Annotated in this window: 20 protein-coding genes and 2 tRNA genes; 16 read left to right on the plus strand and 6 right to left on the minus strand. The window is 72.7% G+C overall.

Annotated features, from left to right (window positions below):
* Positions 1–9 precede the first annotated feature (9 nt).
* From AB0D32_RS27780 to AB0D32_RS27800, 5 genes are all read right to left on the minus strand, one after another.
* A complete protein-coding gene (locus tag AB0D32_RS27780) occupies positions 10–981 on the minus strand; it encodes a TAXI family TRAP transporter solute-binding subunit (protein WP_357096422.1) in 972 nt (323 codons plus the stop codon).
* Positions 978–1370 (minus strand): roadblock/LC7 domain-containing protein, encoded by a 393-nt coding sequence (locus AB0D32_RS27785; protein WP_357096426.1) that lies wholly within the window; start codon positions 1368–1370, stop codon positions 978–980. Before AB0D32_RS27785 ends, AB0D32_RS27780 begins: the two co-directional genes overlap by 4 nt.
* The gene (locus AB0D32_RS27790) at positions 1367–3787 is read right to left on the minus strand and encodes a nitrate- and nitrite sensing domain-containing protein (protein ID WP_357096429.1); all 2421 of its coding nucleotides are present in this window, start codon (positions 3785–3787) and stop codon (positions 1367–1369) included. Before AB0D32_RS27790 ends, AB0D32_RS27785 begins: the two co-directional genes overlap by 4 nt.
* 69 nt (positions 3788–3856) lie before the next feature.
* Positions 3857–4876, minus strand: a complete 1020-nt coding sequence (locus tag AB0D32_RS27795) for a TAXI family TRAP transporter solute-binding subunit (RefSeq protein WP_357096432.1) — start codon at positions 4874–4876, stop codon at positions 3857–3859.
* The gene (locus AB0D32_RS27800) at positions 4873–7002 is read right to left on the minus strand and encodes a TRAP transporter fused permease subunit (RefSeq protein ID WP_357096581.1); all 2130 of its coding nucleotides are present in this window, start codon (positions 7000–7002) and stop codon (positions 4873–4875) included. Before AB0D32_RS27800 ends, AB0D32_RS27795 begins: the two co-directional genes overlap by 4 nt.
* 516 nt (positions 7003–7518) lie before the next feature.
* On the opposite strand from AB0D32_RS27800, the gene AB0D32_RS27805 reads away from it, so the two are divergent.
* The 11 genes from AB0D32_RS27805 (at position 7519) to AB0D32_RS27855 (ending at position 20397) form a co-directional block, all read left to right on the plus strand.
* Positions 7519–8451 (plus strand): ABC transporter ATP-binding protein, encoded by a 933-nt coding sequence (locus AB0D32_RS27805; RefSeq protein WP_357096435.1) that lies wholly within the window; start codon positions 7519–7521, stop codon positions 8449–8451.
* 128 nt (positions 8452–8579) lie between these two features.
* Entirely contained in the window at positions 8580–9125 is a 546-nt protein-coding gene (locus AB0D32_RS27810) for a hypothetical protein (RefSeq protein WP_357096438.1), read from the plus strand.
* A 72-nt stretch (positions 9126–9197) separates the two neighbouring features.
* Positions 9198–10004, plus strand: a complete 807-nt coding sequence (locus AB0D32_RS27815) for an ABC transporter permease (RefSeq protein WP_357096441.1) — start codon at positions 9198–9200, stop codon at positions 10002–10004.
* Positions 10005–10014: 10 nt separating this feature from the next.
* Positions 10015–10824 (plus strand): ABC transporter permease, encoded by an 810-nt coding sequence (locus AB0D32_RS27820; protein ID WP_357096444.1) that lies wholly within the window; start codon positions 10015–10017, stop codon positions 10822–10824.
* A 64-nt stretch (positions 10825–10888) separates the two neighbouring features.
* Entirely contained in the window at positions 10889–12004 is a 1116-nt protein-coding gene (locus AB0D32_RS27825; protein WP_357096447.1) for a YihY/virulence factor BrkB family protein, read from the plus strand.
* A gap of 361 nt (positions 12005–12365) precedes the next feature.
* Complete coding sequence (locus AB0D32_RS27830; RefSeq protein ID WP_357096450.1) at positions 12366–13544, plus strand: ROK family protein; 1179 nt, start codon at positions 12366–12368, stop codon at positions 13542–13544.
* A complete protein-coding gene (locus AB0D32_RS27835) occupies positions 13541–15133 on the plus strand; it encodes a sugar ABC transporter ATP-binding protein (RefSeq protein WP_357096453.1) in 1593 nt (530 codons plus the stop codon). Before AB0D32_RS27830 ends, AB0D32_RS27835 begins: the two co-directional genes overlap by 4 nt.
* Positions 15130–16242: an ABC transporter permease gene (locus AB0D32_RS27840; RefSeq protein WP_357096456.1), complete on the plus strand. Its 1113-nt coding sequence runs from the start codon at positions 15130–15132 to the stop codon at positions 16240–16242. Before AB0D32_RS27835 ends, AB0D32_RS27840 begins: the two co-directional genes overlap by 4 nt.
* Positions 16243–16437: 195 nt before the next feature.
* On the plus strand, positions 16438–17493 hold the full coding sequence (locus tag AB0D32_RS27845) for a substrate-binding domain-containing protein (protein ID WP_357096458.1): 1056 nt from the start codon (positions 16438–16440) through the stop codon (positions 17491–17493).
* A 20-nt stretch (positions 17494–17513) separates the two neighbouring features.
* Positions 17514–18746 carry a Gfo/Idh/MocA family oxidoreductase gene (locus AB0D32_RS27850; protein ID WP_357096461.1) on the plus strand — a complete coding sequence of 411 codons (1233 nt, stop codon included), beginning with the start codon at positions 17514–17516 and terminating at the stop codon, positions 18744–18746.
* Between the two features lie 643 nt (positions 18747–19389).
* The gene (locus tag AB0D32_RS27855) at positions 19390–20397 is read left to right on the plus strand and encodes a sugar phosphate isomerase/epimerase family protein (RefSeq protein WP_357096464.1); all 1008 of its coding nucleotides are present in this window, start codon (positions 19390–19392) and stop codon (positions 20395–20397) included.
* Between the two features lie 184 nt (positions 20398–20581).
* On the opposite strand, the gene AB0D32_RS27860 is transcribed toward AB0D32_RS27855, so the two are convergent.
* Positions 20582–20986 carry a hypothetical protein gene (locus AB0D32_RS27860; protein WP_357096467.1) on the minus strand — a complete coding sequence of 135 codons (405 nt, stop codon included), beginning with the start codon at positions 20984–20986 and terminating at the stop codon, positions 20582–20584.
* A 271-nt stretch (positions 20987–21257) separates the two neighbouring features.
* On the opposite strand from AB0D32_RS27860, the gene AB0D32_RS27865 reads away from it, so the two are divergent.
* The 5 genes from AB0D32_RS27865 (at position 21258) to AB0D32_RS27885 (ending at position 25679) form a co-directional block, all read left to right on the plus strand.
* A tRNA-Asn gene (locus AB0D32_RS27865) sits at positions 21258–21330 on the plus strand.
* A gap of 289 nt (positions 21331–21619) precedes the next feature.
* Positions 21620–22858: an NAD(P)/FAD-dependent oxidoreductase gene (locus AB0D32_RS27870; protein WP_357096469.1), complete on the plus strand. Its 1239-nt coding sequence runs from the start codon at positions 21620–21622 to the stop codon at positions 22856–22858.
* A 45-nt stretch (positions 22859–22903) separates the two neighbouring features.
* The gene (locus tag AB0D32_RS27875; protein ID WP_357096472.1) at positions 22904–23851 is read left to right on the plus strand and encodes a hypothetical protein; all 948 of its coding nucleotides are present in this window, start codon (positions 22904–22906) and stop codon (positions 23849–23851) included.
* Entirely contained in the window at positions 23848–25539 is a 1692-nt protein-coding gene (locus AB0D32_RS27880) for an insulinase family protein (RefSeq protein ID WP_357096475.1), read from the plus strand. Before AB0D32_RS27875 ends, AB0D32_RS27880 begins: the two co-directional genes overlap by 4 nt.
* A gap of 66 nt (positions 25540–25605) precedes the next feature.
* Positions 25606–25679: transfer RNA gene (locus tag AB0D32_RS27885), tRNA-Ile, on the plus strand.
* Positions 25680–25688 lie beyond the last annotated feature (9 nt).

The raw sequence follows: 25688 nt of genomic DNA on the forward strand, positions 1-25688 counted from the left end.
CGGTGCGGGTCACCCGCCCTGGTAGAAGCGGGCGGCCCCCGGGTGCAACGGGATCGGATCGGTCCCGGCGGCGCTCTGCCGGGTGAAGTTGCCGCCCTCCGGGTGCACGTCGACCAGGTCGGCCTGGTAGGTGAAGAGCAGCCGGGTCAGGTCGTACGCCAGTTGGTCGGGCATGTCGGCGCTGACCAGGATGACGTTCGCCACCGTGACCGTCGGCGTGCCGCTCTTCGTCTTGTAGACGTCCTTCGGCAGCTCCGCCGTGGTGTAGACCGACCCGTGCAGCGCGGTCAGCGGCTCCATCAGGTCGACGATCGGCAGCAGCGTGTACGTCCCCGGGGCGCTGGAGAGCAGGTCGGCGATGCCCGGCGTGGGCAGGCCGCCGGAGAAGAACATCGCGTCGAGCGTGCCGGCCCGCATCCGCTTCACCGTCTCCGGCAGGGACAGCGTGGCCCGGCGGACGTCCCGGTCCGGATTGAGCCCGGCGGCGGTCAGCAGACGCCCGGCGATGATGTCCGTGCCGGACTTCGGCGAACCGGTGGAGACCCGTTTCCCGCGCAGCTCCGACAGCTTGGTGATCTCCGCGTCGGCCCGGACGATCACGTGGGTGTAGTTGCTGTAGACCCGGGCCAGCGCCCGGACCGGCTGTGGCTGGCCCTCGAAGGCCCCGCGCCCCCCGACGGCGTCCGCCGCCGTGTCGGCCAGGCTGAAGGCGATCTCCATGTCGCCGCTGGCCAGCCGGTTGATGTTCTCCACCGACGCGCCGGTCGGCTCGGCCCGCGCCTCGTAGCCGGGCAGGTGGCGGGTGATCACATCCGCGTAGCCGCCGCCGAGCTGGTAGTAGACGCCGGTGGTGTTGCCGGTGGCGACGAAGATCCGGCCGTCGTGCCAGGGCTGCGGCCCGGTCTCGGCCGTGCCGCAGCCGGCGGCGGCGAGCACGGTCGCCACCAGGGCCGCCAGCAACCGGGAGGGGCGTCCGGTCACGCCCGGACCGCCGGCTCCAGTGCCTCCGCCACCCGCTGGACCAGCATGGCGGTCTCGTAGCCGATCTGGCCGAGGTCGCAGCCGGGCGCGGCGAGCACCCCGACGAGCGCGCGCTCGCCGACCGCCATCACCAGCATCACCCCGCCGTCCATGTCGACGATCTGCTGGCGTACCCGGCCGGCCGACATCAGCCGGGCGGCACCGACGGTCAGGCTGGCCAGGCCGCTGATCACGGCGGAGAGCTGGTCCACCTGGTCGGGTTCGAGGTGGGGCGAGGCCGCCAGCCGCAGCCCGTCACCGGAGACCGCGAGGGCGTGCGACACGTCCGGCACCTGTTCGGCGAAGTTGGCCAGGAGCCAGTCCAGGCCGGCGCTCACGGATGGGGTCATGGGATTCTCCTGGGGGGTGTCGTCTGGGTACGTCGCGTCGCGGCGGCCACTCCCTCGGCGAGCGAGGACAGCCGGGACCGTACGACCTCGGGGTCGAGCAGGTCGCCCGCCGGCCGCGTCCGCGGCGCCTCGTGCAGCGTGGCCGGCAACTGGCCGCCGCGGGTGCGGCGGGGCAGCCCGGCCCCGGTGACCGGCGGCGGGATCGCCGGCATCGCGGCGCCGCCGGCCGGCCCGGTCGGGCGCGCGCCGAGCACCGGGAGCGCGACCGTCGGCCCGTGGTGGGCGCCGGCCAGGTCGGGCAGGGCGGCGGGGCCGCCGGTCCCGGTCCGGGGCCGGAACCAGGCGGTCTGTGCGGCGGCGACCGGCACCTGCGTACGCACGTCGTGCACGGGCGGGCGCATCCCGTGTACGGGTGGCGCCGACGGGCGCATCTCCTGCGTGACCGGTGCCGGCGTACGCGCGTCCGGGGCGGAGCGCGGGGCGACCGCCTCGACGCGGGTCAGCGCCGACTCCGGGATGTCCACCTGCGCGACGGTGCCCGCGCCACTGTTGTGCAGCTGCACCCGGACCCCGTGCCGGGCCGCCAGGTGGGCCACCACGTGCAGGCCCATGCTGCCGGCCGAGGCGCTGGAGAGCATCGCGGGAGCGAGCAGCCGTTCGTTGATCGCGTCGAGCCGGCTCTCGCTGATGCCGATGCCCTGGTCGTGCACCCGCAGCGTGAGGCCGTCGATCGTGCGCCGGCCGTCGACGTGCACCGGGGCGTTCGGCGGGGAGTAGACGGTGGCGTTCTCCAGCAACTCGGCGAGGAGGTGGACCAGGTTGCCCACGGCGGCGCCGTGCACCGCGGCGGTCGGCACGTCGACCTCCACCCGCGGGTAGTCCTCGATCTCCGAGGCGGCGGCCCGGACCACGTCGGCGAGCAGGTGGGCGCCGTCGTGCGTACGGCCGGGCTCCCCGCCGGCGAGGACCAGCAGGTTCTCCCCGTTGCGCCGCATCCGGGCGGCGAGGTGGTCGAGCGCGAAGAGCCGGGCCAGCGCGTCCGGGTCGGTCTCCTCACGTTCGAACTCGTCGAGCAGCCGAAGCTGGCGGGTGATCAGGGTACGGATGCGCCGGGCCAGGGCCTCGGCCATCCGGGTCACGTCCATCCGGACCTCGGCCTGTTCACCGGCCAGCCGCAGGGCCGCCCGGTTGACCGTGTCGAAGGCCTGGGCGACCTGCGCGATCTCGTCCCGGCCCTGCCCGATGCCGGCCGTCAGCCGGGTGGCCGCGCCGTCGGTCGGCGCGCCGTCGCCGGCCGCGATCGCGGTGATCCGCTCAGGCAGTTCGCGGTGCGCCATGGTGAGCGCCGCGACCCGCAGCCGGCGCAGCCGACGGCTGGTACGGACGGCGAGCAGCACGGCGGCGGTCAGCGACGCCAGCGCGACGGCGGTGGTCGCGCCGCCGGTGACCAGGGCCCGCCGCTGGGCGTCCCGGGCCAGGCCGGCGGCCTGGCGGTCGAGTTCCTCGGAGAGTTCCCGGCCGAGCAGGTTGTAGCGCCGGATGGCCCCGCTCTGGGCCACGTACCAGGAGTCGCCGTCGGTCTTCAGCCCGGCGGGCTCGCTCTCCACGTTGAGCGCGCTGTCGCGCATCCGCCGGGCGGTGGAGACGTCGGTGCCGGCCACCAGCCGGGTGTACGCGTCCGCCGCCGACCGTCCGGCGATGCGGGAGAACTCGGCCTGACGCTGCTCCTGCGCGCCCCGCAGTTGACCGAGGCGGACCAGTTCCCCGTCCGCCAGCGCGCCCCGCACGAAGACGCTGCGCAGCAGGTCGCGTTCCACGGCGGCGAGGTGCTCCTGGGCGGCCACGACGGCCACCTCCCGCGCCCCGTTGGCCAGTTCCCGGTCGCGGAGCTGGGCCGGCAGCGCGTCGGCGACGGCGAGCAGCGACTCGACCAGCGACAGGTAGGTCGGGTCGGCGGTGGCGCCGGCCAGCGCGGACCCGCGGGCCGGTTCGAGCCGGCCGAGCTGCGCGTCGGCGTCGTCGAGCACCTGACGCAGGTCGGGGGCGGCCCGGCGGGCGTCCTGGCTGGAACCTCGGTACCGCTCGACGGACGCGTCGACCCGCCGTCGCTGCGCGTCGACGAGGGGCCGCCCGGCGGTGCCACCCCGCTGGCGCAGGGCCGTCGTCTCGCCGAGTTCCCGCTCCAGCTCGTGGACCAGGCGCACGGTTGCCGTCGCGGTGCCGGCCAGCACCCGGGCGCGGTCCGCGTCCTCGGAGGCGTCCAGGGCGGTGGCGGTCTGGGTCGCCCCCAGCACCACCAGGCCGACCGTGGCCACCAGGATGGGCGCGAGCAGCTGGGTGCGTACCGACCACAGGCGGTCGGTGTGGTCGGCAGGCCGGTGGTGCCGGCGTACGCGGCCGGTGGTGGGAAGCGACACTCGGGCCTTCCGGGGGGTGGGGTCGGGGGTGCCGGGTCCGGGCGGGCGGCCCGGACCCGGCACCGGGGGTCAGCTGGCGCCGAGGTCCTGCAACGCCTTGGCCGCGCCGCGGTGCAGCGGTACGGGGGCGGTCTTGCGGGCGTTGTCCAGGCTGATGCCCTTGGCGGCCGGGTTGGCCTGGGCCAGGGCGTCCTTCTTGTCGAACACGGTCCGGGTGATCGCACAGGCCACGTTCGCGTTGAGGTCCTTGCGGACCAGCAGCACGTTCGGCACCACGATGGTCGGGGCGTCCGCGGCGGTCTTGTAGACGTCCGCGCCGATGGTCCCGGACTGGTACGCCGGGTTGATCTCGGCCATCTTGGGCAGCAGCGGGGTGATGTCGATGAACTTCACCTTGTCGCCGGCGGTGGTGAAGAGGTCCGTCAGGCCGCCCGTGGGCACCCCGCCCGACCAGAACAGTCCGTCGATGCTGCCGTCCTTGACGCCCTCGACGGTCTTGGTCAGGTCGAGCCGCTGCGCCTGGACGTCCTTGGCCGGGTCGAGGCCGGCGGCCTCCAGCAGCCGGTTGGCGATGACCTCGGTGCCGGACTTCGGGGAGCCGGTGGAGATCTTCTTGCCCTTCATGTCGGCGACCGAGTTGATCCCCGAGTCGGCCCGGACGACGACCTGCGTGTAGTTGTCGTAGATCCGGGCGAGCGCCTCGACGGGCTGCGGAGCCGTGAAGGAGCCCTTGCCCTGCACCGCGTTGACCGCCGTGTCGAAGAGCGAGAAGGCGACGTCGTACTGGCCGCCGACGAGTTGCTCGATGTTCTGCACGGAGGCGCCGGTCTCGGCGGCGGTGCCGGTCAGCTTGCCCTCGGTCGCCCCGGAGAGCTGGCTGGCCAGGGCGTTGCCGACCACGTAGTAGACGCCGGTGGCGTTGCCGGTGGCGATGCCGACGCGGGTGCTGTCGGTGACCTTGCAGGTGATCTCACTGGCGGCGTCGTCCTTGGTCGCGCCGTCCTGGCGGCCTCCGCAACCGGCGGTGCCCGTTGCGACGAGGGCCAGCGCGCCAACCCCCGCTGCGATCCGCACGTTGATCCGTCTCACTGTTCTTCCTCCCCATGGTTCACCGTTTGTCCTGCTGACGGACCACCGGTCCGGCCGGCGGCTCCGCGTCTGACGAGCACACCCGCCACCATGACGGCAGCCAGGACGGCGCCGATCGTGACGGGCACGGGTTCGAGCCAGAGCAGCGTCAGCCCGGCGAGCGCGCCGAGGATCCGCTCCGGGGTGCCGGCCGGGCCGACGCCGGGCAGCCAGCCGCCCGCCGCCACCGCGAGCACGGCGACGCTGAGGGCGGCGATCGCCGCGGCGACGACGATCCGCTGCGCGCCGCCGATGCCGAGCAGCCCGAGGCCGGTCGGCGTGACCACGAAGGCGAGCGGGATGAGGTAGGCCGGCAGGGCGTACCGCAGGGTCTGCCACATGGTCGGCACCAGCCGGCCGCCGGTCACCGCGGCGGCGGCCACCGCGGCGAGCGCGGTCGGTGGGGACGCCTCGGACAGGACCGCGAAGTAGAAGACGAACATCGCCGCGGCGGGCGCGCTGACGCCCAGGTCCAGCAGGGCCGGGCCGATGATCACCCAGCCGATCACGAACGAGGCGGTGACCGGCACGGCCAGCCCGAGCAGGGTGAGGGCGACGGCGGCGAGCAGCGCGGTGAGCGCCAGCACCACGGCCGGCTCGGAGCTGACGGCCTGTGCCCCGCTGACCAGCAGCGCCGCCGCCTGGGGGCCGAGGCCGGTCTTGGTGGTGGTGGCGGTGATGATGCCCGCGGCGGCGCAGACCGCGCTCACCGCGAGCACCCCGCGCACCCCGGCGCTCAGCGCGGCGAGCAGGCGGGCCGGGGTGAGCCGGTGCCGACGGTCGAGGAAGGACAGCACGGCTGCCAGGATGGTGGCCAGCACCACGGCCTTCGTCGCGGAGAAGCCGACGGCGAGCAGCCCGACGATCGCGAAGAGCGAGAGGAAGTGGTAGCCGAACCGGGCCAGCAGTCGCCCGGCGGAGGCTGTGTCGATGACCACCGGCCGCACGCCCGAGCGTCGGGCGTCGATCTCCACCGCGAGCAGGATGCCGAGGTAGTAGAGCACCGTCGGGACGGTGGCCCAGCCGAGCACCTGGAGGTACGACACGCCGAGGTACTCGGCGATGATGAAGGCCGCCGCGCCGAGGGTGGGCGGGGAGAGGATCGCCCCGACGCCTGCGGCGGCGAGCATGCCGCCCGCCCGCTCCGGCGGGTAGCCGGCCCGCTTGAGGACGGGCCAGGTGACCGCGCCGATGCTGACCGTGGTCGCCGCGCCGGACCCGGAGACGGTGCCGAGCAGGAACCCGGAGGCGACGGCTGTGCGACCGGCGGCCGTGCGCGAGCGCCGGAAGGCGGCGGCGGACAGCTCCACGAAGAACCGCCCGGCCCCGGAGAGGTCCAGCACCGCACCGTAGATGGTGAACAGCACGATGTACGTCGCCGCGACGTCGAGCGGGGTGCCGTAGAAGCCGCTGTCGGAGTTGTAGAGACCGTCGACGATCTGCCCGAAGTCGAGGCCCGCGTGGGCCACCGGCCAGGACTGGGGCAGCAGCCCGCCGTAGTAGCCGTAGCCGAGGAAGACCACGCAGACCGCCGGCAGGATCCACCCGGTGGTGCGCCGGCACGCCTCCAGCAGCAGGAGCAGCAGGACGGTGCCCATCGCCACGTCCATGCCGACGAGCAGGCCCTGCCGGTCGAGGAAGGCGTCGTACCCGCCGCCGCCGTCGCCCAGGCCGATGGGCAGCACCGGGTAGAGGCAGCTGACCAGCGCGGCGGCGGCCAGGATCCAGTCCGGCGGGGTGGGGCCCCGGCGCCTGGGGCGGTCCGCGGCCGGGGCGTCGGTCGGCCCGTCGGCGCCCGTGCGGCGCAGTCGCCGGGGCAGCCGCAGATCCGCCGGGTACGCCAGGAAGACCATCGGCAGGATGCCGGCCAGGAAGATGATGAGGTAGAACTTGCTCCCCTGCGGCAGCGGATCGAACACCTGCCAGAGGGCGAGCAGCGCGATCGCCAGCGTCGTCCCGGTGACCAGCACGCCGATCGGCCCGGAGAGTTCCCGCCCGGGTTTTTCGTCCTCGAACTGCGCGGCGAGTTCGCGCGGATCGGGCGCTGCGCCGTCGGGGTCCGTCCGATCGTCCGCCTCGGGCGGCAGCGGAACCGGACCGTCGTCCAGGGTGGACCGTGGGTCCACGGTGGGCGGCTGCGGGGCGGGCTCGCCGGAAGAACGCACTGGTGGCACGAGGGGGCACGATACGCGAATAACAAACCCGGCGGAATATTGCTGATCGTGATTGCGGTCCGTAATTGAATGGCTTCTCGACTACACAGAGAGAGCATAATTTAATTCGGATTTGCAGCAAGGTGTACGCCGCAATTGGTGAGAATGTGGCAAGTCGCGAGTGGGTTGTATCCGATCCGTCCACTCTGGTCCGGTAGTCGTAGCGACCCGTGTCCCCTCCGGGCTGTCGTCGCAGCGCCGGTGCCTGCGGACAGGGATATGACGCAGCGTAGTTTTCGTCGCTCTCCGTTGCCGGATATGGCCTGACCAGGACGGCTTCGCTCTCTTCCGTCAGACCCCATTTCTGCCGTCCGGTCCCACCCCTACCGCCGGGCGACAGGCCCGGCTGGATGCGGTGGGGGTGTCGGAGCCGGGGGCTATGGTCGAGCGGTGACCACGGCTCCACCACTCATCCAGGCCCGGGCGCTGGTGAAGCGGTTCGGCGACTTCACCGCCGTCGACGGCATCGACGTCGAGGTGCGTTCGGGCGAGGCGTTCGGCTTCCTCGGGCCCAACGGCGCGGGCAAGTCGTCCACCATGCGGATGGTCGGGTGCACCTCCCCGCCGAGCGGCGGCGAGCTGCGCATCCTCGGCATGGATCCGGTCCGCGACGGGCCGGCGATCCGGGCCCGCCTCGGCGTCTGCCCCCAGCTCGACACCCTCGATCCCGACCTGACCGTCCGGGAGAACCTGACCACCTACGCGCGCTACTTCGGCATCTCCCGCCGGGTGGCCCGGGAGCGGGCCGCCGAGCTGCTCGACTTCGTCCAGCTCACCGAGCGCGCCGACAGCAAGGTCGAGCCGCTCTCCGGCGGCATGAAGCGGCGGCTGACCATCGCCCGCGCGCTGGTCAACGAACCCGAGATCGTGCTGCTCGACGAGCCGACGACGGGCCTCGACCCGCAGGCCCGGCACCTGGTGTGGGAGCGGCTGTTCCGGCTCAAGCAGCAGGGCGTGACGCTGGTCCTCACCACGCACTACATGGACGAGGCGGAGCAGCTCTGCGACCGTCTGGTCGTGATGGACGGCGGGCGGATCGTCGCCGAGGGCTCGCCCCGCGCGCTGATCGACCGGCACTCCACCCGGGAGGTGGTGGAGCTGCGCTTCGCCGCCGAGTCGCAGGAGGCGTTCGCCGGCAAGCTCGACGGGCTGGGGGATCGGGTCGAGGTGCTGCCAGACCGGATCCTGCTCTACGTGCCCGACGGCGACGCGGCGGTCGCCGAGGTCGGCGAGCGGGGGCTGCAACCGGCCAACGTGCTGGTCCGGCGCAGCAGTCTGGAGGACGTCTTCCTTCACCTCACCGGCCGCACCCTGGTCGACTGACCGGGCGGGTGCGCCCGGCGGCGTCACCGGGCGGCGGGTGGTGACCGGCGGACGCGGCGGCGAGGGCCGCTACGTAGCATCGGCGGGCCGGCGGCATCCGCCCGCCCGGTGACGCACACGGGGGTGTCATGTCGAGGATCGAGTTCCAGTCCCGCCGCCAGGCCGGGCTCGCCGCGCTCTACCTGGGCGTCTTCGCGACGATCTGGTTCAGCGTGCCGGCCGCCGGGCAGCCGCTGCGCGCCCTCCTGGTGGTCGCGAGTGGTGCGGCACTGGTCACGGCGGTGATCGGCGCCGTCGTCGTGGCCCGGAGCCGGGAGGCCGGAAACGTCGCCCGGGACCGGGCCGCCGACCGGCGTTACCTCCTGATCATCATCGCCGAGTTCGCCGCCGCCGGGCTCGGCGCCGTCGTGCTCGCCCTCGCCGGATGGTCGGAGTTCGTCCCCGTGCTGGTCTGTGCCGTCGTGGGGCTCCACTTCTTCCCCCTCGTCCCGCTGCTGCGCGACCCGCTGCTGTGGCTGCTCGGGGCGGCGATGTGCGTCGTCGCCCTGGCCGGGCTGGTCACCGCGCTCGCCTCGGCGGTGCCGGCGGGGCTCGTCGTCGGCACCGGCGCAGGGCTGCTGCTGCTCGCTTACTCGGTGCTGGCACTGCTCCGGCAGCGCGACGGTTCGTCGTAGGGTGGCGAGGGCCTGTCGTACCCGCGAGGTAGGAAGACTGTGGTGGACGCCGGGCGAGGCGGGGGTGGTCGGGTGAGGGCGGCGGATTCGGCGCGGGAACGGGCACGGCCGTCGTTGCCGCGGGTGCCGGCGGCGGCGGTGCTGGCGCATCATCTCGTCGCCTACCGGCGCACCTGGCGGGCCGGGCTCTTCTCGTCGTTCCTGCTGCCGGTGCTGACCGTGCTCGGGTTCGGGGTCGGCGTCGGCGCCTACATCGACCAGGGCGTCGACGGGGTGCGTTACCTCGACTGGATCGTGCCCGGCCTGATCGCGTCCACGGCGTTGCAGGTGGCCGTCAGCGAGTCGGCGTGGCCGGTGTTCGGCAACTTCCAGTGGGTCAGGACCTACTTCGCGCAGAGCGCGGCGCCGTTGCGGGTGGGCGACATCCTCGGCGGGCACCTGGCCTTCGTGGTGTTCCGCGTGCTCACCACCGTCGCGGCGTTCCTGCTGGTGACCGCCCTGTTCGGGGCACTGCGTCCGCCGTGGGCCGTCGCCGTGCTGCCGGTGACGGCACTGCTCGGGCTGGCCGTCGCCGCGCCGGTCTTCGCGTACGCGTCGGTGGTCTCCGTCGACAGTTGGCTGGCGATGCTGCACCGCTTCGCGGTGATCCCGATGACGCTGTTCGCCGGGGTGTTCTTCCCCGTCGAGTCGTTGCCCCTGGCGCTGCGCTGGCTGGCGTACGCCACCCCGCTGTGGCACGGCGTCGACCTGTGCCGGGCGGCGACACTCGGCGTCGCTCCGCAGTGGCCGGTCGTCGGCCACCTGCTCTACCTCGCGGCCTGGGCGGTCGTCGGCTGGCTGCTGGCCCGTCGCGCGTTCCGCCGCAGGCTGGCCGTCTAGGAGGATCGTCGTGGTCGGTCTCGTCCTGCCCCGACTGGTCGCCGTCTCCGCCGCGTCCCGCCGGTCGGTCTCCGTGGCCGAGCGCAACGTCGCGGCCCTGAAGGCCGTCTACTGGCTGCTGCTCGTCTCCGGCTTCGTGGAGCCGCTGCTCTACCTGCTCTCCATCGGCGTCGGGGTGGGCACGCTGGTCGGCGACCTCACGCTGGCCAACGGCGAGGTCGTCGCCTACGCGGCGTTCGTCGCGCCGGCCATGCTCGCGTCGTCGGCGATGTCCGGTGCGCTGTCGGAGACGACCTTCAACTTCTTCGGGAAGATGAAGCAGATGAAGCTGTACGACGGGGTGATCGCCACCCCGGTACGGCCGTTCGAGATCGCGCTGGGAGAGCTGATCTGGGCGATGGTCCGCGGCAGCGCCTACTCGGCCGCCTTCCTCGTGGTGATGGTGGTGATGGACCTGACCACGGTGGCGCGGGCGCTGGTCGCCTTCCCGGCGGCGGTGCTGGTCGGCTTCGCCTTCGGTGCGTTGGGCATGGCGATCACCACCTTCATGCGCAGCTGGCACGATTTCGACCTGATGGGGGCGGCCCAGTTCACCCTCTTCCTCTTCTCCGGCACGTTCGTCCCCGCCGAGTCCTACCCGTCCGTCCTGCGCTGGGCGGTGGAGGTGACCCCGCTCTACCGCGCGGTGCACCTGATCCGGGGCGTCTCGGTGGGCGGGGCCGGCTGGGAGTGGACGCTCGACGTGCTCTACCTGCTCGCGACGGTGACCGTGGGACTGTGGGTCGCCTCGCGCCGGATGGGCAGGTTGCTCTACGCGTAGGTGGTTAACCTCGGCCGCCGCCGGGGCATGTCGAGGGGACTGACGCCTACCACGAGGAGGGGCGATGGCCTCCGACGAGTCTTCCGCCCGCAGCGGGCGCGACCGCGACGATTCCGGGGCGGTTGCCGCCGGCCGGGTGGGCGAGAACCGGTCCGGTCGCGCCGACCGGGGGACCGAGCCCGACAGCGGCGAACGGCATCCGGGACGCCGCCCGGTCGGGCCCGACGAGGGCCCCGACAGCCCGACCGACCTGCCGGGCACCGGCTGGAAGGCGGCGCTGCGTCGCACGATGCGGGAGTTCCAGGACGACAGCCTGACCGACTGGGCGGCGGCGCTGACGTACTACGGGGTGCTCTCCATCTTCCCCGGCCTGCTGGTGCTGATCTCGATCCTCGGCCTGCTCGGCCCGGGCGCGACGCAGGGCGTCAAGGACACCGTCAACCAGGCCGTCCCGCAGGGGGAGATCCGGCAGATCGTGGAGGGGGCGATCGACCAGGCGCAGCAGAGCGGCGGTTTCGCCGGTTTTGCCGCCATCCTCGGTCTGCTGGCCGCCTTCTGGTCGGCGTCGGGCTACATCGGGGCGTTCATGCGCGCCTCCAACACCATCTACGACGTGCCCGAAGGGCGCCCGATCTGGAAGACACTGCCGATCCGCGTCGGGGTGACCGCGGTGATCGGCGTGATGCTGCTGGCCAGCGCGGTGATCGTGGTCTTCACCGGCGGCCTCGCCGAACAGGTCGGAGAGGCGATCGGGCTGGGTTCCACGGCGGTGACCGTGTGGAACATCGCCAAGTGGCCGGTGCTGCTGCTCCTGGTCAGCCTGATGTTCGCCATCCTCTACTGGGCGTCGCCGAACGCGCGGCACGGCGGCTTCCGCTGGGTCAGCCCCGGCGGCGTACTGGCCGTGGTCATCTGGCTGGTGATCTCGGGCCTGTTCGCGTTCTACGTCAGCAACTTCGGCTCGTACAACAAGACGTACGGGGCGCTCGCCGGCGTGATCATCTTCCTGATCTGGCTGTGGCTGAGCAACATCGCGATCCTCCTCGGCGCGGAGTTCGACGCCGAGTTGGAGCGCAGCCGCGCCATCGAGGCGGGTCACTCCCCGGACGAGGAGCCGTACGTCGAACTGCGCGACGACCGCAAACTCAAAAAGAAGCGCAACGCCCCTACCCCCCGCTGACCCCCCCACCCACCCGCGCCCACCCACCCCTCGCTCGCCCGCCCCGCCCGCCCCTCCCCACCTCTCTTCCGCGATCTTGCACTTGTGGCCCCCTGGTTGCCCGGTATGCGCCCTGCGTCCGGGCACAAAGTGCAAGATCGCGGGGGGAGAGGGAGGGGTGGGGGAGGGCGGGGGCGGGGAGGGGTGGGGAGGAGGGGTGGGGGGCTTTTTCTTGGGGTGGTGGGGGCTTTTGTTTTGTGGGACGAAAGTTTGGTTTGGATTGGCTGAAGCTCTGGACATGTGATGCGGAACACTCCTACTGTGTCGGCACGACACCTCGGCATTGCGTCGATGTGTACGAGCCCGCGAAGAGGTGATTCCGGTGTGCACGGTCGACCCCCTGCACGTACGGCTGCTGCGGCTGCTCCGCGACGAGGGCGCGGTGTCCCGGGCGGAGTTGGGCGACCGGCTCCAGATGCCGCGCCCCCGGTTGCTGGCGGAGCTGGAGCGGCTCGTCGGCCTCGGCTACGTCGCCGAGGCGGGGCTGGCCGCCTCCCGGGGTGGCCGCCGTTCCACCCTGGTCGAGCTGAGCCCGCGCCTGCGCTTCGCCGCGGTCGACCTCGGCGCCAGCTCCATCGACGTCGAGGTGGTCAACGGCCGGCTGGAGCCGGTCGCCGCGTACGCCGAGCCGGCCGACATCCGCACCGGCCCGAAGGTGATCCTCCAGCGGGTCAACGAGCTGCTGCACAAGGCCAGGGTGGACGGCGCCTACGAGCGGCTCGACGCCGTCGGCATCGGGGTGCCCGGCCCGGTCAGCTTCCGCGACGGCGTACCGGTCTCGCCGCCGATCATGCCGGGCTGGGACCGGTTCCCGGTGCGCGAGCTGCTCACCCGCGAGCACGGCTGCCCGGCGGTGGTCGACAACGACGTCAACATCATGGCGATCGGGGAGCGGCACGGCGGGGTGGCCCACTCCGTGGACAACTTCCTCTTCGTGAAGATCGGCACCGGAATAGGGTGCGGGATCTACCTCAGCGGTGAGGTCTACCGGGGCACCGACGGCTGCGCCGGGGACGTCGGCCACATCCAGGTCGACGCGCACGGTCCGGTGTGCTCCTGCGGCAACGTCGGCTGCCTGGAGGCCCTGTTCAGCGGGGCCGCGCTGGCCAAGGACGCGACCGCCGCGGCGCGCGCCGGCACCTCGCCCGCGCTGGCCGAGCGGCTCGCCACGCGGGGCGCGGTGACCGCCCGGGACGTGGCCGAAGGCGCCGGGGAGGGGGACGTCGCCTGCATCCAGCTGATCCGCGACGGGGGTCGGCGGGTTGGTGGGGTCCTGGCCGGGCTGGTCAGCTTCACCAACCCGTCGATGATCGTGATCGGCGGCGGGCTCGCCCAGCTCGGGCACATCCTGCTGGCCGAGATCCGCAGCGTGGTCTACCGCCGGTCGCTGCCGCTGGCCACCGGCAACCTTCCGGTCGTCCTGTCCGAGCTGGGGCCCCGTGCCGGCGTCGCCGGAGCCGCCGTGCTGGCCAGCGACGTGGCCTTCGCGGAGGCGTCATGAGCGGGCAGACTGCCGGCGCCGGCGAGCGTCCGGCCGTCCCGCTGGTCGGGGCGCCCGCCGGCGCCGTCGCGGGCGAGGTGGTGCTGCGCCTCACCGACGTGGTCAAGACCTTTCCGGGCGTACGCGCACTCGACGGGGTGCAGTTGGAGGTGCGCGCCGGCGAGGTGCACTGCCTGCTCGGGCAGAACGGCGCCGGCAAGTCCACCCTGATCAAGGTGCTGGCCGGGGTGCACCGGCCCGACTCGGGGCGCGTCGAGTGGCGGGGCGAGCCGGTCACCTTCGCCAACCCGCAGGCCGCCATGCGCGCCGGCATCGCCACCATCTACCAGGAACTCGACCTGGTCGAGGATCTCTCGGTCGCGGAGAACGCCTTCCTCGGCCACGAGCCGCGCCGGCTCGGCTTCGTGCGGCGCGGCGCCATGGCGGGGCGTACCCGGCAGATCCTCGGGCGGCTCGGCCACGCCGAGATCCCGCCGGGGCGGATGGTGCGCGCGCTGCCCGCCGCAGGCAAGCAGATCGTCAGCATGGCCCGCGCGCTCTCCCACGAGGCCCGGCTGATCATCATGGACGAGCCGAGCGCCGTGCTGGCCCACGACGAGGTGGGCAACCTGTTCCGGATCATCCGCGAGCTGACCGCGCAGGGCATCGCCGTCATCTACATCTCGCACCGGCTGGAGGAGATCCGCGAGATCGGCGACCGGGTCACCGTACTCAAGGACGGCCGGACCACGGCGGCGAACCTGCCGGCCCGCGACACCCCGACCCGCGACCTGGTCAGCCGGATGACGGGCCGCACCATCGAGTACGTCTTCCCGGACCGCCCGGACGGCGTGGCCGACGGCCCGGAACTGCTCACGGTCGAGGGGCTGACCCGGGCCGGTGAGTTCGCCGACGTTTCGCTCAGGGTGCGGGCCGGCGAGATCGTCGGCATCGCCGGGCTGGTCGGCTCGGGCCGCTCCGAGCTGCTGGAGACCATCTACGGCGCGCGCCGGGCCGAGGCCGGCACGGTGCGGATGGCCGGCCGGACACTTCGGGCCGGCAGCGTCGGCGCGGCGGTACGGGCCGGGATGGGCATGGCCCCCGAGGAGCGCAAGAGCCAGGCGCTGCTGCTCGGCGAGCCGATCTACCGCAACGTCACCCTGGCCACCTTCGCCCGCTACGCCCGCGCCGGGTTCACCGACGCCGGGCGGGAGCGGGCCGAGGCGGACCGGATCGCCGAGAGCCTGGAGCTGCGCCCCCGCGACGTCCGCCGGCCGGTGCGTACCCTCTCCGGCGGCAACCAGCAGAAGGTCGTGGTCGGCCGCTGGCTGCTCGGCGACACCCGGCTGCTGCTGCTCGACGAGCCGACCCGGGGCGTCGACGTCGGCGCCCGGGCGGAGCTCTACCAGGTGATCCGGGGGCTGGCCGCGCGCGGCGTCGGGGTGCTGCTGGTCTCCAGCGAGGTCCCCGAGGTGCTGGGCCTGGCCGACCGGGTGCTGGTGATGCGGGAGGGGCGGGCCGTCCGCGAGGCCCCGGCCGGCGAACTCGACGAGAACACCGTGCTCGACCTCGTCATGGCGGGGTCCCTGATGGAAGGCACACCGGCATGACCGAGGGACCCACTCCCACCGCGGCGGCGCAGCTGCCGGCGCAGTCGCCGCCGGTGGATCCGGCGCAGCCGGGGGCGGCCGTCGACAAGGTGCCGGCCCCGGGCCGGATCTCCTGGTGGCGGGGGGACGGTGGCGAGGGCGCCCGCCGCAACCTCGCCCTCGTCGGCGTACTGGCCGTGCTCGTCGTGATCGGCGCCCTCACCCGCTCCGACCTGTACTCCAACCCGGACTGGGTGTGGGGCAACGTGCTGAGCATCCTCAAACTGGCCGCCGTCGTCGGCGTCGTCACCGTCGGCATGACCTTCGTGATCATCGGGGGCGGAATCGACCTCTCCGTCGGCGCGATCGTCGCGTTGGCCGGCGTCTGGTGCACCACGGTCGCCACCCAGAGTTACGGCGCCGGCGGCATGATCTTCAGCGCGCTCACCGTCGGGTTGGCGGTCGGCGTGGTCAACGGGCTGCTCATCTCGTACGGCCGGCTGGTGCCGTTCATCGCCACCCTCGCCATGCTGGTGGCCGCCCGGGGGCTGGCCGCCGAGATCTCCGACAAGCAGACCCAGGTGTCGGGCAACACCTTCATCAACGGTCTCGCCAGCAACGAGCTGTTCGGCATCCCGCTGCTGGTCTACATCCTCGCCGCCGTGGTCGCCGCCGGCTGGGTGCTGCTCAACCGCACCACCTTCGGCCGGCGTACGGTCGCCGTCGGCGGCAACCCGGAGGCCGCCCGGCTCGCCGGCATCAACGTCAGGCGGCACACCGTCCTGCTCTACGCGCTCTCCGGCCTCTGCTGCGGCATCGCCGCCATCATGCTCACCGCCCAGGCCAACTCGGCGCAGGCGGCGATGGCGAACCTCTACGAGCTGGACGCGATCGCCGCCGCGATCATCGGCGGCACGCTGCTCAGCGGCGGGCGGGGCACCATCATCGGCTCCCTGCTCGGGGTGGTCATCTTCGCCACCATCACCAACCTCTTCGCCATCAACGGCCTCTCCACCGAGGCCCAGAACATGGTCAAGGGCGGCATCATCGTCGCCGCCGTCCTGGTCCAGCAGGTCCAGTTCCGCAGCCTCACCCAGTTCCTGGGCCGCAACCGGCTCACCACCACCTGACCATCCGCACCCGTACCCCACCCGATCTGATCCGCACCCCCCACCCCACCGCACCGCAGCCGATCCGCACCGATCCGCACCACAGCAGACCCGCGCGGCATCCGGGCCACCCGAGCGACGGTGGCCGGGCCCCGCACGCCCTCTTCCGTCCCGCACCGCGAGATTCCTCCACCACCGTCAACCCAGGAGGTCGTCATGACCCAGCACAGTCGCGACATGTCGCGCCGTCGACTGATCTTCGGCGGGGCCGCCGTCGGCGCCGGCGTGCTGCTCGCCGGCTGCACCAGCAACGAGACCCAGCCGACCGAGGCGCAGACCAAGGCGGCAGCCGCGCCGGGCGGCAACAACGAGCCCGGCAAGCGGGTCGTCATCGGCTTCTCCGCGCCGGCCGCCGACCACGGCTGGATCGCCGCCATCACCAACAACGCCAAGGCGCAGGCCGGGGCGTACTCCGACGTGGAGTTCAAATCGGTCGAGGCCGGCGCCGACGCGGCGGCCCAACGCGCGGCGCTGGCCACGCTGATCTCGCAGAAGCCGGACGTGATCGTGCTGCTGCCGCACGACGGCAAGGAACTCAACGCGTTCGGACTGGAGGCGATGAAGGCCGGCATCCCGGTGGTCAACCTGGACCGGGCCTTTCCCGACGCGCGGGCCTACCGGCTCCAGATCAAGGGCGACAACCACGGCATGGGCGTGGCCGCCGCCACCTACATGATCGAGCAGTTCAAGGCCAAGGGGGTCAGCAACCCGGTGATCGGCGAGATCGCCGGCATGGACGAGTTGGAGCTGACCCAGGAGCGGTCGAAGGGCTTCGTCGACACCCTCGCCGCGAGTGGCTTCAAGGTAGCCAACCGCCGGGCGGCCCGGTTCACGGCCGACTCCGGGCAGCAGGAGGCCGCGCAGCTGCTCCAGGCCCTGCCGAAGATCGACGCGATCTGGAACCACGACGACGACCAGGGCATCGGCGTGCTGGCCGCGATCAACCAGAGCGGCCGCAAGGAGTTCTTCATGGTCGGCGGCGCCGGCTCGAAGAAGGCGATGGAGGACATCCAGGCCGACAACACGGTGCTCAAGGCAACCGTGACCTACAGCCCGTCGATGGCCTCCTCGGCCATCTCCCTGGCCCGGTTGATCGGCCAGGGCAGGGGCATGTCCGACCTGGTGGAACTCCAGGTGCCCAAGGAGATCATCCTCGCCTCCGAGACGATCACCAAGGAGAACGCGGGCAACTACCTCAAGCTCGGGTTCTGACACACGGGGGGAGACCCACCTTGTCCACGACAGACAGGCAACTGCGGGTCGGCATGGTCGGCTACGCGTTCATGGGCGCCGCGCACTCGCAGGCGTGGCGCACCGTGAACCGGGTGTACGACCTGCCGGCGCGGGCCCGGATGGCGCTGATCTGCGGCCGGGACGGCGGGAAGGTGGCTGACGCCGCCGACCGGCTCGGCTGGGAGGCGTACACGACGGACTGGCGCGACCTGATCGCCCGGGACGACATCGACGTGGTCGACGTCTGCACACCGGGGGACAGCCACGCCGAGATCGCCCTCGCCGCGTTGGCCGCCGGCAAGCACGTACTGTGCGAGAAGCCGCTGGCCAACACGGTCGCGGAGGCCCGGGCGATGGCCGCCGCGGCTTCCACCGCGCAGGCTGCCGGGGTGCGGTCGATGTGCGGGTTCAACTACCGGCGGGTGCCGGCGGTCGCGATGATGCGCCAGCTCGTCGCCGACGGCCGGCTCGGGGTGATCCGGCACGTCCGGGCGACGTACCTGCAGGACTGGATCGTGGATCCGGAGTTTCCCCTGGTCTGGCGGTTGCAGCGGGACAGGGCTGGCTCGGGTGCGCTCGGCGACATCGGTGCGCACATCATCGACCTGACCCAGTACGTCACCGGTCGGCGGATCACCGGGGTCAGCGCCGTCACGGAGACCTTCGTCAGGGAGCGGCCGTTGCCGGCCGGGTCGAGCGGGCTGGCGGCCACTGTGGACGGGAGTGCGGCTGACGGCGCCGACGGCCACCATCCGGCCACCGGCACGGTGACCGTCGACGACGCGGCGGTCTTCGTGGCCCGGCTCGACGGCGGTGTGCTGGCCACGTACGAGGCGAGCCGGTTCGCCACCGGACGCAAGAACGCCCTCCGCGTGGAGATCAACGGCTCGCTGGGCACGGTGGTCTTCGACCTGGAGCGCCTCAACGAGCTGGAGTTCTACGACGCGACGCGCCCCACCGCCGAGCAGGGCTTCAGCCGCATCCTGGTGACCGAGGGCGAGCACCCGTACATGTCCGCCTGGTGGCCGCCCGGCCACCTCATCGGTTACGAGCACTCGTTCACCCACCAGATGCGGGACTTCGTCGAGGCGGTCGCCACCGGCATGGACCCGGCTCCCTCCTTCGCCGACGGGTTGCAGGTCCAGTTGGTGCTGGACGCGGTGACCCGATCGGCGGAACTCGGCTCCTCGTGGACCGAGGTGGAGCCGGCCCTGGCCACGGTCGCCGCCTGAGCCACCTCCGGCACCGACCGGCGAGGGACCGGCCGCGGTTGCGCCCCGCGGCCGGCACGAGGTCGGGACCGGAGGACGTGCGGCCGGGCCGCTGTGGCCCGGTGACGTACGAACAGGACGGTCGTCCGGCGCGACCGGACCGGGATTCCCCGGCCGCACCGGACGACCGCCACACGGCTCGATGCCTGTCCGCACCCCCCGTCCCCCGCGTGCCTCGTCCCCGCGTGCCCGCGTGCCTCGTCCCCGCGTGCCCGCGTGCCTCGTCCCCGCGTGCCCGCGTGCCTCATCCCCGCGATCTTGCACTTGATGCCCTGGCAATTCGGGCAAAAGCCGTGAGCCTGGGGCCGAAACTGCAAGATCGCGGGCGCGGGCGCGGGCCTGGCGGGTGGGGCGAGGGCAGGGTGGGGCGGGGTGGGGTGGATGTCGGGTGGGGCTTTCGTGGGGAGGGTGGCGGTTCTAGAGTGGGGGCGGCGACCGTGGCGGTCTGCCGGTGACCTGGCGGGAGGCGCAGCCCGACGGGTTCAGGGGTGCGTACGCGTGCCCGCCGGTGTTCCGCCGTGGCTCGTCGCGTACCGGCCCGGCCGGTCACCCTCGCCCCGGTCACGCATCCACGGAATCCCCATCAGCACAGGGGAGAAGCATCATGGCGCGACCCATCACGCTCTTCACCGGCCAGTGGGCCGATCTTCCGTTCGACGAGGTCTGCCGGCTCGCCTCCGGGTGGGGCTACGACGGGCTGGAGATCGCCTGCTGGGGCGACCACTTCGAGGTCGACAGGGCGCTCGCGGACGACTCGTACGTCGACCGGAAGCGGGAGACCCTCGCGAAGCACAACCTGGAGGTCTTCGCGATCTCCAACCACCTGGTCGGCCAGGCCGTGTGCGACCATCCGATCGACGAGCGGCACGAGGGCATCCTGCCTGCCCGGATCTGGGGCGACGGCGAGCCCGAGGGGGTACGCCGCCGGGCGGCCGAGGAGATCAAGGACACCGCCCGGGCGGCGGCGAAGCTCGGGGTGGACACCGTCGTCGGCTTCACCGGTTCGTCGATCTGGCACACGCTGGCGATGTTCCCGCCGGTGCCGCCGTCGATGATCGAGCGGGGCTACCAGGACTTCGCCGACCGGTGGAACCCGATCCTCGACGTGTTCGACGAGGTGGGGGTGCGCTTCGCCCACGAGGTGCATCCGAGTGAGATCGCGTACGACTACTGGACGACGAAGCGGGCGCTGGAGGCGGTCGGGCACCGGCCCGCGTTCGGGCTCAACTGGGACCCGTCGCACTTCGTCTGGCAGGAGTTGGATCCGGTGAACTTCATCTTCGACTTCGCCGACCGGATCTACCACGTCGACTGCAAGGACGCGAAGGTGCGTACCGGCGACGGGCGGCGGGGCCGGCTCGCCTCGCACCTGCCGTGGGCGGACATGCGGCGCGGCTGGGACTTCGTCTCCACCGGCCACGGCGACGTGCCGTGGGAGGACTGCTTCCGGGCGTTGAACGCGATCGGCTACGCCGGCCCGATCTCGATCGAGTGGGAGGACGCCGGGATGGATCGGCTGGTCGGTGCACCGGAGGCGTTGCAGTTCGTCCGCCGGCTCGCCTTCGACGCCCCGGCCGCGGCCTTCGACGCCGCGTTCGCCAGCAGGGACTGACCACTCGGCCGCAGCCCTCGACGCCGCGTTCGTCCGGAAGGAGCGACCGCTACGGCCCGCGCGCACCGGGCCGCGGTCGTCGGCACCGTACGCCGATCGCACGGGAGCGGCGGCCCTGTCGAGAGGGGCCACGCACACGAGCGGGCCGGTAGCCCGAAGGCGACCGGCCCGCTCGAAGGTGTGCTCAGAGAGTGCTGCCGTTGGTGCCCGAGCTGGACGGCTTGCTGCGGGGCGTGGTGGTGGCCGACGTCGACCCGGGGGCCGAGGTCGTGCTCGACGACCCGGTGGTGCTCTTCGCGCCGACCGCGGCCGGCGTGCCGGCGAACGCGTCGTCAGCGGCGGTCAGATCCTGCTTGTGGCCGTTGCTGCTCAGCTTCTCGCCCAGCTTCGACTGGCCGAGCTTGTCCTTGCCCTCGCTGTAGAGGCGGGTCGCCTGGGCCTGCGCGACACCGGCCGCCTCCTGGACGGTCGGGTGGTCGAGCACCTTGCGGCCCCGGATCACCAGCTCCTCGTACTTTTCCCGACCGGCACGGGCGCCCAGGACGAATCCCGCAGCCAGCCCGCCAAGGAACATCATCTTTCCGCGCATGGCGGCTCCTTCCGTACCTGACGCGCCGTCGTCCGGCGGGCCGTCCCGCCGGAGGCGACCAAATCGCGCCTGCCTTCTCTGTCCGCAGCTAACTACCCATCCTGCTCTGCGCTCATGCCTCCTTGTGCCGTGATGACGATTTGTCTGATTTGTTGTCGTGTTGATCTAGCGCCGGTTCCGAGGGTAACCCCCTGGACCAACACCCCCCGGAATCCTGTACTCTTGTCCCCGTCGCACGGCGCAGAAGGAACAGCGCCGGAAGACGCAACGGTCCCCCGTAGCTCAATTGGCAGAGCAGCCGGCTGTTAACCGGCAGGTTTTTGGTTCGAGTCCAAACGGGGGAGCTTCCACACCGAATGCCCGTCGGCCACGCCGGCGGGCATTCGCCGTTCCTGCCGCCGGTGCCGCGCCCGCGCTGCCTCCCGGCCGTGCCGCCCTGACCGCAGCGCCGCTGGTGGGACGCCCGGTTTCCGCCACCCTGGGCGCGATCGCCCGGCAGGATGGTCGATGTCGAGCGAAACTCCCACTGCGTCGCCGGCTCGCTGCCGGTGCCCGCGCTGTCGTACGACATCGGGCCGAAGAGCTGGTGGCCGGGCCGCTTGACCCGGACGAACGGGGAGCGGGAGGCGCGAAATGCTCGCTGAGACCGACGTGGTCGTGGTCGGCGGCGGCCTGGCCGGGCTCGCCGCGGCCCGGCGGCTGCACCGCGCGGGCGTGCCGTGGCGGCTGCTGGAGGCCGGCGGCCGGCTCGGTGGCCGGGTCGCCACCGACGCGGTCGACGGCTACCTGCTGGACCGGGGCTTTCAGGTGCTCAACACCGCGTACCCCCGGCTCGGCACCCTGCTCGACGTCGACCGGCTGCGCCTCGGCTACTTCACCTCCGGCGTGCTGGTGCGCCGGGACGACCGGCTGACCCGCCTGGTCAACCCGCTGCGCGAACCCACCGGCGTGCCCGGCACCGCGCTGGCCGGCGTCGGCTCGCTGCTCGACCGGCTGCGGCTCGCCGCCCTCGCCGCGGGCTGCGCCACCCTCCCGGCGGGACGCCTGCTCGCCGCGCCGGAGACCACCACCGAGGCCGCGCTGCGCCGCGCCGGCCTCTCCGACGCGATCATCGAGGAACTGCTGCGGCCGTTCCTGTCCGGCGTCTTCCTCGACCGGGAACTGGCGACCTCCAGCCACGTGCTGGCGATGGTGCTGCGCTCCTTCGCCCGGGGCCGGATCGGACTGCCCGCCGAGGGGATGGCCGCGCTGCCCCGCGCCGTCGCCGACCCGCTCCCGGTGGACCTGATCGAACTGGACACCCCGGTCTCCGAGGTGGCGCCAGGCCGGGTCCGCACCCAGGCCGGCGACATCCGCTGCCGCGCCGTCGTGGTCGCCGTGGACCCGCCGGCGGCGGCCACGCTGCTGCCGAGTCTCCCGGCGGTACGCATGCACAGCTACACGACGTACTACCACAGCACAGCGGAGGCGCCGCTGGACGAGCCGATCCTGCTCGTCGACGGCGACCGGCGCGAGCTCGTCGCCAACACGGTGGTGACCAGCCAGGCCGCGCCGACGTACGCGCCGGCCGGGCGGCACCTGGTCGCCACCTCGGTGGTCGGCCCGTCGGCCCCGCCCGAGCCGACCGTACGGGCGGAACTCGCCCGTCTCTACGGCCGGTCCACGGCCGACTGGACCCACCTGACCACGGTCTCCGTTCCCGACGCGCTGCCTGCCGCGCCCCCGCCGCAGGGGCGGTTGCGCAAGCCGGTGGCGCTGGGAAAGGGCCTGTTCGTGGCCGGGGACCACCGGGACAGCCCCTCCGTCCAGGGGGCGCTCGCCAGCGGCTGGCGTGCCGCCGGGGCCGTCCTGACGGAGCTGCGTACAGGCTGAACGGAGGGCTCTGGCAGCCGGTGAAGATCACCTATGATCCTCGCCATGCCCGACCCCCTCCCGGCGCCCGACTTCGACCCCGCCGCCGCCTTTCCCGAGGTCACGCGCCTGCGCGCGGCGCTGGCCGGCGGCGACTGGCCCGGTGTCCGTCGGCTCCTGGAACCGCTCGACTGGGACGGGCACACCCTGCTCGTCCGCGTCGGCGGGGAGGTCGAGGGCATCGAGCCGTTCCTCCGCGCGGTGCTCGCACGGCAGCCCGACGACACCCTGGCCGCGACCCTGCTCGCCTCGCACCTGATCGAAGTCGGCTGGGGAATCCGCTCCGACGCCCGGGCCGCGCACGTCAGCCGGGAGCAGTTCGACCAGTTCCACGCCCACCTGCGGCAGGCGGAGCAGCTGCTGATCGACATCTGCGCGCGTGACCCCGGCAACGTGGCGGCCTGGCAACTGCGGCTGCCCACCGCGATGGGCCTGCAACTCGGCCAGGCCGAGGCCCGCCGCCGCTACGACCGGCTGGTCGCGCACGCGCCGCACCATCTGTCGGCGCAGACCTCGCTGCTCCAGCAGTACTGCCCGAAGTGGAGCGGCAGCTGGGAGAAGGCGTTCGCCTTCGCCCACGAGTGCACGCTGGCCGCCCCCGAGGGCGCGCCCAACGGGGTACTGGTCGCCGAGGCACACCTGGAACGCTGGGCCGACTTCGACACCTCGGCGCAGCGGGCCCGGTACATGCGGGACCCGCAGGTCGCCAAGGAGGTCCGGGAGGCGGCGGAGCGCTCCGTACTGCACCCGGCCTTCCAGCACCGGCCCGGCTGGGTGTCCGTCCGCTCCGTCTTCGCGCTGATGCTGAGCCGGCTGGAGATGTGGGACGCCGCCCGCGCCCAGTTCGAGGCGCTCGGCAACCTCGGCAGCGAATATCCCTGGTCCTACCTCGGCGGCGCCAAGGGATACGTCAGGTACCGCGCCGAGGCGTACGCGAAGGGTCGTTCACGATGATCCAGGAACTGGACGTGGACGGGGTGCCCACGCTGCTCGCCCCCACCGGCGGGCCGATGCGCGCCGGGCTGACCTTCCGGGTCGGCACCGCCGATGAGACGCTCGCCCGCAGCGGCATCACCCACCTGCTGGAACACCTCGCGCTGGCCCCCCTCGGTCTGGCCGACTACCACGTCAACGGGGCCACCGCGCCAGCGTTCACCACGTTCCACATGCAGGGCTCCGCGCAGGACATCGCCACCTTCCTCACCTCGGTCTGCGCCAACCTGACCGAACTGCCGACCGGCCGGCTGGAGGTGGAGAAGGAGATCCTGCGTACGGAGCACAGCAGCCGGGGCACGGCCGCCTCCGACGACATCCCGCTGTGGCGGCACGGCGCCCGCGACTTCGGCATCACCAGCTACCCCGAGTGGGGGCTGGGCCCGCTCACCGGTGACGACCTGCGGCAGTGGGCCGCCCGCTGGTTCACCCGGGAGAACGCGGTGCTCTGGATCGCCGGGAAGGCCGTGCCCGCCGGGCTGCGGCTGGCACTGCCCTCGGGCGTACGGCAGCCGGTGCCGGCCGCGTCGTCGGCGCTGCCGCAGACCCCCGCGTACTTCGTCGGCGGCTCGCGGGCGGTGGTGCTGGACGCCGTCGTGCGGCGCCGGACCGCCGCGAGCGTCTTCGCCGGGGTGCTGGAGCGCGAGCTGTACCGGGCGCTGCGCCAGGACGGCGGGCTCTCCTACCAGACCACGGCGGGCTACGAGCCGCGTGGCGACGGCAACGCGACGCTGCGGGCGCTGGCCGACGCGCTGCCGGAGAAGCAGGACGCCGTGCTCGGCGGCTTCGTCGACACGCTCGCCAAGCTGCGGGTCGGCCGGATCGAACAGGCCGACCTCGACGCCGTCGTGGCGAAACGGGAGGACTTCCTCGGCACCGCCGAGGTGGACGCGGCACGGCTGCCGTCGTACGCCTTCAACGTGCTCACCGGAGAGCGCAACCTCACCGTCGACGAGCACCGGGCCGAGCTGAAGGCCGTCGACACCGACGACGTGCACGAGGTCGCCCGTGAGGCGCTGGCCGGCGCACTGTTGATGGTGCCCGAGGGACACCGGGCCGACTGGGCCGGCTTCGCCGAGGCGCCCACCCGCTCGGCCGACACGGTGACCGGCACCGCCTACCGGGAGAAGGAGGGCGACGGCGAACTGCACGTCGGCGTGGACGGGGTGAGCTGGCTCGGCCACGGCGGGCCGCTCACCGTGAAGTACGCCGAGTGCGCCCTCATGCTCACCTGGCCCGACGGCGCCCGGCAGCTCATCGGCGCCGACGCCATCTCGATGCGGATCGAACCGACCATGTTCGACCTGCACCCCGGCGCGATCCGGGTGATCGACTCCCAGGTGCCGGACGACCGGCAGGTGGCCATGCCGGCCCGCGACCCGGAACGCATCCCGCAGCCACGGGCCGCGGCCGGGACCGAGCGGCGGGAGCCGGTGAAGCGCTCCTGGTGGGAGATTCCGCTGATGGTCGTCAGCGGCCTCGTCGCGCTGGTGATCGGCGGAGGGACCTTCCTGCTGACCCTCGGCATGTTCGTCACCGAGACCGCGGAGAGCGACGAGGGCTGGCTGTGGGGCGTCATCGTCGTGGGATGGCTGCTCGCTGTTATTCTCGCGTTGCCCATCGTGCTGCTACGCCGACGACGCCGATGAGCGACGATGCCGTTTTGGTGCTGGCCGGTGATCCGCCGGGCGGGATAGGATCCGGCGCGGTGTTTTGGGGCGGTAGCTCAGCCGGTTAGAGCAGGGGACTCATAATCCCTCGGTCGCGGGTTCGAGTCCCGCCCGCCCCACCTTACTTC

This window comes from Micromonospora sp. NPDC048170 (assembly GCF_040652795.1).
Taxonomy (GTDB): Bacteria; Actinomycetota; Actinomycetes; order Mycobacteriales; family Micromonosporaceae; genus Micromonospora.